The sequence below is a fragment of the Cellvibrio japonicus Ueda107 genome, assembly GCF_000019225.1.
In the GTDB taxonomy this organism is placed as follows: Bacteria; Pseudomonadota; Gammaproteobacteria; order Pseudomonadales; family Cellvibrionaceae; genus Cellvibrio; species Cellvibrio japonicus.
Genome location: NC_010995.1, coordinates 4,286,499 through 4,297,326, shown reverse-complemented (window position 1 = coordinate 4,297,326; position 10,828 = coordinate 4,286,499). Strand labels below are relative to the sequence as shown.

Annotated in this window: 6 protein-coding genes; 3 read left to right on the top strand and 3 right to left on the bottom strand. The window is 60.1% G+C overall.

All coding sequences use genetic code 11. The annotated features are described in order from the left end of the window. Positions 1 to 67 precede the first annotated feature (67 nt). The 3 genes from CJA_RS19910 to CJA_RS17330 all read right to left on the bottom strand — a co-directional run bounded on the left by CJA_RS19910 (position 68) and on the right by CJA_RS17330 (position 4,782). Positions 68 to 190 carry a hypothetical protein gene (locus CJA_RS19910; RefSeq protein ID WP_012489174.1) on the bottom strand — a complete coding sequence of 41 codons (123 nt, stop codon included), beginning with the start codon at positions 188 to 190 and terminating at the stop codon, positions 68 to 70. Between the two features lie 44 nt (positions 191 to 234). Continuing rightward, positions 235 to 1,836 carry a carboxylesterase/lipase family protein gene (locus CJA_RS17335; protein WP_012489173.1) on the bottom strand — a complete coding sequence of 534 codons (1,602 nt, stop codon included), beginning with the start codon at positions 1,834 to 1,836 and terminating at the stop codon, positions 235 to 237. A 213-nt stretch (positions 1,837 to 2,049) separates the two neighbouring features. Next, positions 2,050 to 4,782: a TonB-dependent receptor gene (locus tag CJA_RS17330; RefSeq protein ID WP_012489171.1), complete on the bottom strand. Its 2,733-nt coding sequence runs from the start codon at positions 4,780 to 4,782 to the stop codon at positions 2,050 to 2,052. 508 nt (positions 4,783 to 5,290) lie between these two features. Here CJA_RS17330 and CJA_RS17320 point away from each other — a divergent pair. From CJA_RS17320 to CJA_RS17310, 3 genes are all read left to right on the top strand, one after another. Then, entirely contained in the window at positions 5,291 to 6,304 is a 1,014-nt protein-coding gene (locus tag CJA_RS17320; RefSeq protein WP_012489170.1) for a LacI family DNA-binding transcriptional regulator, read from the top strand. Between the two features lie 80 nt (positions 6,305 to 6,384). Then, positions 6,385 to 8,082: a family 43 glycosylhydrolase gene (locus tag CJA_RS17315; RefSeq protein ID WP_012489169.1), complete on the top strand. Its 1,698-nt coding sequence runs from the start codon at positions 6,385 to 6,387 to the stop codon at positions 8,080 to 8,082. A 201-nt stretch (positions 8,083 to 8,283) separates the two neighbouring features. After that, entirely contained in the window at positions 8,284 to 10,803 is a 2,520-nt protein-coding gene (locus CJA_RS17310; RefSeq protein ID WP_012489168.1) for a glycoside hydrolase family 95 protein, read from the top strand. The last annotated feature ends 25 nt before the right edge of the window (positions 10,804 to 10,828 follow it).

Genomic DNA, 10,828 nt, shown 5'->3' with positions numbered 1-10,828 from the left:
AACAATCGATTCACCTGGGGGCCTCGCTGTCGCTGTTATTTAGCTGCCTTTGTGTGGGTGATTTAGCCTAACCATAGACCAGTTGTGCTACGGCTGCGGCGCCCGCCGGTGTGCCGGGGGATGTCGAGCAGGCGCTGAGGGCGCAGGCCAGGCCCAGGAACAGGCTTTTCAGGAGTGGCAATCGGTACATCGTCTTCTCTCACTGCGTTATGTCGTTTTTTTAAGGGTGTCGGTTTAAAAGGTGCCTCTCTGGATAAAGGGCACCCGCGCGTAGAGTTCGCGCTCGCCGCCGCGCGGATCATTGACCAGGGCAGAGGTGTGGTTAAAGACCAGGGTTTCGCGTTTGTCCAGGCGATAGGGTTTCCAGTGTGGAATGCCCTTGTGGCTGGGGTTGCCGGTGCGCGCAAAGGCCAGCAGCGCATTGCTCATCTGGTCGGCCATGTGTTGCGCTGCGGGAGACGTGCCGGTACGCGATCCTGGCTGGGCGATATTGTCGAATACCAGGGGGATATCCAGGGTGTGGAAGGCGCCGAATTTGCCTCCATCCAGGGGGGAGCCCCAATCCAGTTGATAGACGTAGGCCGGTGCGCCCTGGCGCGCGCGCTCCTCAGCTTCAATAATCGCTCCGCGCCAGGAGCGGCCTGCGGTGGTTGCGGCAAAAAATACTTCCGAGGGCGAATACTGCGGGTACAGGCGGCGGTATTCGGCAATCACCACCTCCGGGTTGAGGTCCACATATTGCTGCTCGGCCAGTTTGTGCGGCAATTGTGCCCAGGTCAGTTGGAAGTTGGCCGGGTCGCCGCCGAGGAAGGCGCGGGTTTCGTCCCGGGTGTTGCCGATAACCAGGGGGATGTGGCGCGCTTGGGCCGGCGCATCCGGGTAGAAAGGGTGGCGCAGCAACACCTGGTTATCCAGCACCGGGCCGAAGTAAAGGCGGTTGTTTTCCACCCGCGAGGGGTCGCTCACCTGGGTGGCTTCCAGTAACTGCGCCAGCGGCAGGGTTTTGATCTTGTCGAGCTTGCCGGGCGACAGTTTCAGGGCGTCCAGGAAGCGTTCGGTGCGCTGGCTGGCCGCGCGCGGCCCGGCGGCGGTGACCTGCTGGCCGCTCATGGTAAAGGCGCGCTGGAACAGGCCCTGGGCTGCCGGCATGGCCATCAGGGTGATGATCTTGGCCCCGCCACCGGACTGGCCAAAGAGGGTGATGTTGTCCGGGTCGCCGCCCAGTTCCCGGGCGTGGGCCTTAACCCAGTGCAGGGCCTGCACCAGGTCCACTTGGCCGACATTGCCTGAGTAGGCAAAATCCGCGCTGCCGAAGGGGGCCAGGTAGAGGTAGCCAAAGGCGTTCAGGCGATGGTTAAGGGTGATCACCACCACATCGCCGCGCCGGCACAGGTTGGTGCCGTCGTACTGGGCATCGGCGCCCGAGCCATTGTTGTAGCCTCCGCCGTGGATATACACCAGCACAGGTCGCTTGGCGCCGTCGCGCAGGCCGGGGGTCCAGGCATTCAGGTACAGGCAGTCTTCGCTGATGGTTTCGCGGCTGCCCAATTGCGGCGCGGCGGGGCCATAGTCCACACAGTCGCGCAGGCCCTGCCAGGGCACTTCCGGCAAGGCGGGCATAAAGCGGCGCGCGTGGGTGTCGGCGCCATAGGGAATGCCCAAAAAGCGGTGGATGCCATGCTGCTGCTGGCCGCGAATCTGGCCGCTGCGGGTGGTGGCGATGCTGTCCTGGCGGTTGCCGGCATAGCTATTGAGGCCGAGCAGCAGCCCGGTGCTGGCAAGCCCACCGATAAAGCGGCGGCGATTTACGCGCAGGACATCGTTAGCGTTATTCATAGGCGGGTATCCGGGTTAAATACCAGGGGTTTGACGTGCTCTCTGCCCAAAGGGTTTCAAAAAGGGGGTACGCCAGGCTTGATGGATCCTGGCCGTACCCTTAAGCCACCAGGTTATCGATGGTGGGGGAATAACCGGAGTACCGGTTATCGCCCTGCCCGGCTCGGTTTGGCATGGACCGTCCGGACAGGGAAACCTGCACTAAGCGATCTGTCAGAAACTGTATTGCGCCCCGACATAGAACTGGCGGCCGGAATACACCTGGGTATCCAGGTAGTTGTAGTCACCCAGCAGCCAGGTTTCGGTTTCGTCGGTCAGGTTGAGCGCGTCGAAGGTCAGCTTGATGTTGTCGTTAAGCGCGTAGCTAAAGGCGGCATCCACTACCTTGGTACTGGCGGTGGTGTCGACACCGGAAACGGCGGTGGTGTTATTCGCCGTCTGGTAGGCATCGCGGTAGGTCCAGGATACGCGCCCGCTGAAGCCGGCCTTATTTTCGTACCAGAGAGTGGTGTTCCAACTGATCTTGGACTGGCCGTTCATACGCGTCACGATGCGATTGCCGTTGCTATCGCGGCTATCCAGCTCTGACTCGATGTAGGTGTAGTTAGCCTTGATACCGAAGTTCTGCAACCAGGCCGGGCCGACGGTAATGGGCTGCTGGTATTGCAATTCCCAGCCTTCGAGGAAGCCGCCATCGCCATTGACCGAGGTGCGGTAGTTGAAGATGTCGTTGACTGTGGCCGGGCCTGGTTCCAGCAGGCTGTCGGAATAACCCAGGGCGCGGATTTCCGACCAGGCCAGATCCTTGCGGATACTCACGGGGAAGGATTCTATGTCCTTGTCGAAGTAAGCCAGTGACAGCAGGGCCTCTTCGGCAAAGTACCACTCCACCGATAAATCCGTTGCCTTGGCGCGGAAGGGGTCGAGGTAGGGGTTACCTGCCGTCAGCACGCGGTTAAAGCGGTCCACACTGCCGCCGGGGGTCAGGTTGCCCAGGCCGGGGCGGCTCATGACTTCAGACCAGGCCGCGCGCACCAGGACGTTTTCCACCGGCTCCAGCACCAGGTTGATGGCGGGCAGGGTGTCGCTGTAGCTGCGCTTAATCTCCTGCCGCGCACCGCTGACCAACCCGTTGGAGGTCTGGTCGGTTTCCACGTCACGCACGCCCAGGTCACCGCGGAAAGGCATACCGGCCAGCTCGGTCGAGAAGTCCAGTTGCACATGGAAGCCCAGGCTCTCTTCGGTAACCGAGCGGTCGGCACCTTCGTTGGCAACCAGGGGGAAGCAGGTACTATCGGTCAGCAGGCCATACTGGGCGGCCACCTTATCCAGGTTGGGCAGCAGGTACGAAGGCGCACCGCCGCTGGGGGTGTAGACACTGCCCATGTCGCCGGTGACTTGCAGGTCATCCAGGGTGATGCCGCAACCACTGGGCACGCTAACGGCCAGGCTGGTGTGGTTGTTTTGGTTGATCAGCGCACGGTCGCGGGTGTACTGGTTGTTATCAAAGGAAAACTCCTTCCAGGACACACCGGTATTCAGGGTCATGTCCACTGCGCCAACAGCGAAGTCATATTCCACCTGGCCACGCACCGTGTCGAAGGTATTGGTGGTATCGGCGGGGCGGTCGCGCAGTTCCGCTACCCAATAGTTATCCGGGCTGGTGGTATCGAAGCCATAGGCCACCAGGGGGTTGGTCATGCTGTTGCGGTAGTCGTAGCTCATATCAGCGTTGTAGCGCTCGAAGATGGCTGTCATTTCGCTGTGGACCTTGTGGTCTGACTCGGAGGTGCCTGCCAGGGCCTTGAGGCGCAGGTTATCGCTGAAGCTGTGATCCAGGCTGAGCGATACCTGGTGGAACTGGGTGGTCCAGTCCTGGCGGTAGTTTTCGTTGCGCACATCGACACCGGACAGGTCGGCGTACAGCAGGCCGTTACGCTCCGCATCGTAGAAATAGTCGTTAACGGTGGTTTCCTTGCGGCCAGTGGCCCCGGTGCGCGCGAGCGAAATCGGGGTGAGGGTGAATTCGCTCTGCACCTGGTTCATGTCGGCGTACATCAGATCGAGGCTGAGGCTGGTATCGTCATTGGGCTGCCATTGCAGGGCGCCGGTCATGCCCAGGCGATCCAGGTTGATCGTGCGATCGAGCTGGCGCGGAAAGCGCGGGTGAACGGCCTGGTTAACCTCGGTGGGCAGGTCCGCCGAATTGGCCCAGTTATTCACATTGGCCGGATTGCTGTTGTTGGCTTCCCAGCGGCCCGAGTTATGGCCGTATTGGTAGACCTCGCGCTCGGAATAGGCGAGCGAGAAGAGTGCACCAAAGGTGCCCGGCTCATTGGTAACACTCACCAGGCCGGTAAAGCGCGGGTCGAAGGACTCCGCCTGGTCGTTATAGCCGCCCTGCACCGAGGTCACCAGGGTAAAGCTCTCGTAGTCCAGGGGCCTGCCGGTAGACAGGTCTACGGTAGCGCCCAGGGAACCCTCTTCAACCGCAGCCGACTGGCTTTTGCGCACATCGATACGGTTAAACAGCTCGGAGGCGAAGATGTTGAAGTCGAAGGCGCGACCGCGGTTGTTCACCCCGGTAGAGATAGTCTCCATACCGTTGATACGCACCCGGGTAAAGTCGGCGCTCAGGCCGCGCACGCTGATTTGCTTGCCCTCGCCGCCCACGCGGTCGATGTTGATACCGGGAATCCGCTGCAGGGATTCGGCCAGGTTGTTGTCCGGAAAGGAGGCAATATCGTCGGCGACAATACTGTCGATAGCTGCGGCGTTGTTGCGTTTGGCCACCAGGGCGGTTGCCAGGCTCTCGCGAAAGCTGCCCAGTACGATGACTTCTTCGATATCGTCTTGCTGTTGCGCCAGCAGCGGTTGGGCGCTGGCTGCCATGCCCAGGCAGATACTCAAGGGGAGCAGTTTGGGGGTAAATCTACGGGTATTCATGGTGTTCATCCTCGTTAGTTATTGTGTGATTGCCCTGGCGTCCGGCCTTGTTGTTGTGGTTCCGGGAGTGGTTCCTGCGCGACGACACCCGGCGCAGGGGCGTGACTGGCTCGGGCGAAGCCGCCAACACACCAAGAGAAAATAGACTGGGGAAGCCCCTGGCTGCTGCTAACGCTATTGAGGCGGTTTGGGGCCCTTGCGGGAAATTGTTGCTATGGCAGCAACTGAGCCTGTCGCAACGTGTAATAGGGGGTATGGGCTGGGGGTTTGCATGTTTGTCTCCACTGTTTCGGCTGGTTATTGTTATGGCTTCGTCCGGGCGCCGCCGCCGCTGTCCGGACGCTGAATTTGCTATCAGCTAATTCGTGTTAGCTTTAAAATTATCATATGGTCTATTTGAACACAAGACTGCTGATTATTTTTTATCGAAATATTGCAAATTCGAATTAGCACTGGCTTAATCTAAAAAAGCCTGACGCTTCGTATAAAAAATCAACAGAGAATAACAATGGCTAAAACGATTGAAGAAATCGCAGAAGATTTAGGTATTTCGGTCACCACAGTACGGCTGGTGCTGCTTGGCAAAGCACGCCAGTACCGTATTAGTGCCAAAACGGAAGAGCGGGTTAACCGCTATATCCAGGAGCATGGTTACCAGATTAACCACACGGCGCGCAGCCTGCGGTTACAGCGTACCGATTCGCTGGCGCTGATCGTGCCTCGACTCTCCAACCACTTTTTTGCACTCCTGGCCGAGCGGCTGGAAATTCGCTGTCGCGCGGCGGGTTTGCAGCTGTTTATCTCCTGTTGCTACGACAACCCGGAGACCCAGGTGCAACTGATCCGCAACTTCCACCAGCGCAATATCGATGGTTTGTTTGTGGTGCCCTCCAATGCGGAGATTCCACCCCTGGCGGCGCCCCTGTTCGATCAGCGCCTGGTGTTGCTCGACCGGGATTTCGGGTTTACAGACTACTCGGTGGTGGTGACCGCCAACGAGGAAAGCAGCTATCAGCTGACCAGCCAGTTGCAGGCGTTTTTGCAGCAACGCCAGGGCGATAGCCGCTTTTTATTCCTGGCCGGTAACCCGCAAATGCCCTCTATCGCCGGCCGTTTGCAGGGGTTCCGGCGAGCGCTGGCGCAACTGGGCGTGTCGGATCAGCAGGTGGAAATCTACCAGACGCCGCGCAATGGCTTTGATGAGGGGGTAGAGGTGATGAATCGCTACCTGCACGATCATCAGCCGTGTCCGGGGGTGTTGATCGCCTCGTCCATCGCCCTGTTTGAAGGGGCACTCCACGCCCTGCGCAGCGAGCGCGGTGGTGTCCCGGCAGAGATGCTGCTGGCGACCTTTGACGATCACACCATGCTTGATTTCCTGCCCAACCCGCTCTGCTCGGTGCGCCAGGACTACGAAGACATGATCAACACCGCCTTTGCGGAGATGGAAAAACTCATCCAGGGCCAGCGCGAACCCCGGCGGCATGTGGCGGCCATGGAGATCATCAAACGCAATGTTTGAACCGGGGCATCCCGCCGCCCCGGTATACCTGAATAACAACAACCGATTTAACAAAACAGATAACAGCGAGGAGACCCACCATGCGTCCACTAACCATCCGCCTCTGTACGGGCGTCCTGGCCCTGTTGCTCGGGGCTTGTAACAGCACGGGCAATAGCGGCAGCCATCACACCGGGACAACCCGCCTGCAAAAAACCGCCAGCGGTGAAGACTGCAGTCCCTACCTGGGCATTTCCTTTGTGCGCCACTGCCAAACCTGGGCCACCACCTATGAGGGCCAGCGCCAGGGCGATTTGGGTGATGGCACCTACCTCAACCCGATTGTGGCGGGCGACCGCCCCGACCCCAGTATCCTGAAGGACGGTGATGACTACTACATGGTGTTTTCCACCTTTGAGTCCTATCCGGCACTGACCATTTGGCACTCGCGCGACATGGTTAACTGGCAGCCCATAGGCCCGTCATTGACCAAGTACATCGGCAGTATATGGGCACCGGAGCTGACCAGGCACCAGGGGCGCTATTACGTGTATATCCCGGCCAAGTTCCCCGGCCACAACTCCAACTATGTGGTCTGGGCCGATGATATCCGCGGTCCCTGGTCCGATCCGATTGACCTCAACCCCGATAAAAAATACCCGGATCGCATCGATCCCGGCCACTTGGTGGGTGAGGATGGCAAACGCTACCTGTTTTTCTCCCACGGCGATTATGTGCAGTTGTCCGACGATGGCCTGAGCCTGGTGGGTGAGATGAAACATGTCTACGACGGCTGGAAATACCCGGAGGCATGGGACGTGGAAAGCTACGCCCAGGAGGGGCCGAAAATGATGAAGCACGGCGAGTACTTTTACATGGTGACCGCCGTGGGCGGTACTGCCGGCCCACCGACAGGCCATATGGTGATCGCGGCGCGCGCCAAATCGGTCCATGGCCCCTGGGAGAATTCGCCCTATAACCCGATTATCCGCACTGAGTCGGCCCTGGAAAAATGGTGGTCGCGCGGCCATGCCACCCTGGTGGAGGGCCCCACGGCCGGTGACTGGTACATGATGTACCACGGCTATGAAAATGGTTTCCATACCCTGGGGCGCCAAACCCTGCTGGAACCTATCGAATGGACCGACGATGGCTGGTTTCGCAGCAAGGGGCTGGATGTGGGCAAACCCATTGCCAAGCCGGCGGGCGGCACCAGCTCCGGCCAGCACGGCAAGGCGCTGTCCGATGATTTCAGCACGAACAAATTCGGGGTGCAGTGGAGCTTTTTCCGCGGTGATGTGAGTGAAAACCAGCGTTTGCACTACGGGCGCGATGCGCGCGGCGCTTACCTGGAAGTGGCTCCCAAGGGCACCTCGCCCAGCAATTCCTCACCGCTGACCTTTGTCAGTGGCGACCAGGCGTATCAGTTTGAGGTCGATATCGAGTTGCAACCTGGCGCCCTGGCCGGTGCCCTGCTGTTCTACAACGACAAGCTCTATGCCGGTGTAGGTATTGCCGAGCAGGGCTTCCTGCTGCATCGCTACGGCATGGACCAGCGCTATACCCCGCGCCCGGCGGGCAACCAGTTCCGCTTGCGTGTTACCAACAATCGCCATGTGCTGACCATCCACTACAGCATCGACCAGGGCAATACTTGGCATAAGTACGATACGCAAATGGATGTGTCCGGTTATCACCACAATGTGGCCTACGGCTTTATGAGCTTGCGTCCGGCCATCTATGCCGCCGGTACGGGCAAGGTGAAGTTCCGCAATCTGGTGTATAGGGCGCTGCCGTAACGGCAGCGCGTAAAGAGTCGCGGGGTGCCAGGAAAGCATGCTGCCCCACTCAGGACACGCTGTGAATACATCCCTGTAAGCTCGAGGTCGGCATCCATGCCTCTCTCGGTCCTGAGTGGGGCAGCATGCTTTCCTTCAAGCCTGTCCCAGTTTCAATTCGCCCCCCTCGCGCAGGGGGGGGCACAAGCCAGGATTCCTATCATGACACTCTCCCTTAAACGGCGGCCCCTTAAAAGGTGGATTCGCCTGCTGGCGCTGCTATCACTGATGTTGTTCGGCCTGGGGCTCATTGCCTGCCAGCACGGGCGCAGCAGCCATTCCTCTGCGACCAAACAGGATCTGCGCCTGTGGTACAACACACCCGCCAGCGACTGGAACCAGGCGCTGCCCATCGGCAATGGCCGCCTGGGTGCCATGGTGTTTGGCCAGCCGGCGCAGGAGCAATTACAACTCAACGAAGACACCATCTGGGCCGGTGGCCCTAACAACAACGTCAACCCGGCGGCGGCCCAGACCATCGAACAGGTGACCCGGCTGTTACTCCAGGGCCAGCACCAGCAGGCGCAAACCCTGGCAGACCAGCAGATTAGGTCGCTCAACAACGGCATGCCCTACCAGACCCTGGGCAACCTGCGCCTGGATTTTGCCGGCCATGGGCAGGTTGACGATTACTACCGCGACCTGGACCTGGCCAACGCCATTGCCAGGGTGAGTTATGTCAAGGCGGGGGTCACCTTTACGCGCGAGCTATTCAGTTCCCTGAGCGACCAGGTGATTGTGGTGCGCCTGAGTGCCAGCAAACCGGGCCAGATCAATACCCGCATTGGCTTCGACAGCCCCATGCAGCATCAACTCAGCGTCCATGAGCGCTGGTTGCAGGTTGATGGCCGGGGTGGCAGCCACGAGGGGCTGGACGGCAAGATCCGCTTCACCGCGCTGATTGCCCCGGAGCTGCGCGGTGGAACATTACGGCGTGATGACAAGGCCCTGCGCATTGAAGGTGCTGACGAGGTGCTGATCCGCATCGCCGCCGCCACCAACTTCGTCCGCTACAACGACCTGGGCGGCGACAGCCTGGCGCGCGCCCAGGCGTATCTGTCCGCTGCCGAAGGCAAGGGCTTTGCACAATTGCAGCAGGCCCATGTGGCCGCCTACCAGGCCCAGTTCAACCGTGTCAGCCTGGACCTGGGCACCAGCGCCGCCATGGCCAGGCCCACCGACCAGCGCATTGCTGAGTTTGCCCACAGCCAGGACCCGCACCTGGCCATGCTCTACTTCCAATATGGCCGCTACCTGTTGATTTCCAGTTCCCAGCCCGGCACCCAGCCGGCCAACCTGCAGGGTATCTGGAACCCCCATACCAGCCCGCCCTGGGACAGCAAATACACGGTCAACATCAATACCGAAATGAATTACTGGCCGGCGGAGGTCACGCAACTGCCGGAGCTGCACCAACCGCTGTTTGCCATGCTGGAAGACCTGGCGCTCACCGGGCGCGCGAGCGCGCAACAACTCTATGGCGCGCGCGGCTGGATGATGCACCACAACACCGATCTCTGGCGTATCACCGGGCAGGTGGACAAGGCCTTTTACGGCCAGTGGCAGACCGGTGGCGCCTGGCTGTGCCAGCATATCTGGTATCACTACCTGCATTCGGGCGACCGCGATTTTTTACAGCGTTACTACCCGGTGCTGCGCGAGGCCTCGCGCTTTTTTGTCGACAGCCTGACCCTGGAACCCAACAGCGGTGCGCTGGTGGTCGTGCCTTCCAACTCGCCGGAAAACACCTATGAGCGCGCGGGTTACCCCACCTCGATCAGCGCGGGAACCACCATGGACAACCAACTGGTGTTTGACCTCTTCTCCATCACCATTGACGCTGCCCATATCCTGGGGGTGGATAGTGACCTGGCCGCGCAACTGCGCCAAAAGCGCGAGCGCCTGGCGCCCATGCGCATAGGTCACTTTGGCCAGTTGCAGGAATGGCTGGAGGATTGGGATCACCCGGATGATCACCATCGCCATGTGTCACACCTCTATGGGCTTTACCCCGGCAACCAGATTTCGCCTTATCGCACACCGGCATTATTTGAAGCGGCCAGGGTGTCGCTGATGCAGCGCGGTGACAAGTCCACTGGCTGGTCCATGGGTTGGAAAATTAATTGGTGGGCGCGCTTCCACGATGGCAACCGCGCCTATCAATTGCTGCAGGAGCAGATCAACCTCACCGAGGAAACCCAGGCGGTGAGTGAAAAGGGCGGCACCTACGCCAATATGCTCGACGCCCATCCGCCCTTCCAAATTGACGGCAACTTTGGTGTGACCGCCGGTATTGCGGAAATGCTGGTGCAAAGCCACGACGGGGTTATCCACCTGTTGCCCGCCCTGCCCGATGCCTGGCCCAAGGGGGAGGTAAAGGGCCTGGTCACGCGCGGTGGTTTTGTGGTGGATATCGCCTGGGAAAATGGCCAGCTCACCCGTGCCAGCCTTTACTCGCGCCTGGGGGGCAATGCGCGCGTGCGCGTGCACAATGCCATCACTGCCAAGGGCCTGGTGGCTGCCAGCGGTGATAACCCCAATCCTTTCTTTGCTGTGCCCGGGATAAAAGCACCGCGCGTTGCCGAGGGGGTGCAGCTCCGGCAACCGCAACTGCGCGCCAGCCAGGTGTGGGATTTGGCAACGGTGGCGGGAAAGACCTATGTCATAACGTCTGTACAGTAAATGGGATAGGCCGTGCAGGGAGGCA

Bases quoted from the DNA above. Each gene is read 5' to 3' on its own strand.
- CJA_RS17315 (WP_012489169.1), top strand. From the start codon at position 6,385: ATGCGTCCACTAACCATCCGCCTCTGTACGGGCGTCCTGGCCCTGTTG.
- CJA_RS17310 (WP_012489168.1), top strand. From the start codon at position 8,284: ATGACACTCTCCCTTAAACGGCGGCCCCTTAAAAGGTGGATTCGCCTG.
- CJA_RS17320 (WP_012489170.1), top strand. From the start codon at position 5,291: ATGGCTAAAACGATTGAAGAAATCGCAGAAGATTTAGGTATTTCGGTC.
- CJA_RS19910 (WP_012489174.1), bottom strand. From the start codon at position 190: ATGTACCGATTGCCACTCCTGAAAAGCCTGTTCCTGGGCCTGGCCTGC.
- CJA_RS17330 (WP_012489171.1), bottom strand. From the start codon at position 4,782: ATGAATACCCGTAGATTTACCCCCAAACTGCTCCCCTTGAGTATCTGC.
- CJA_RS17335 (WP_012489173.1), bottom strand. From the start codon at position 1,836: ATGAATAACGCTAACGATGTCCTGCGCGTAAATCGCCGCCGCTTTATC.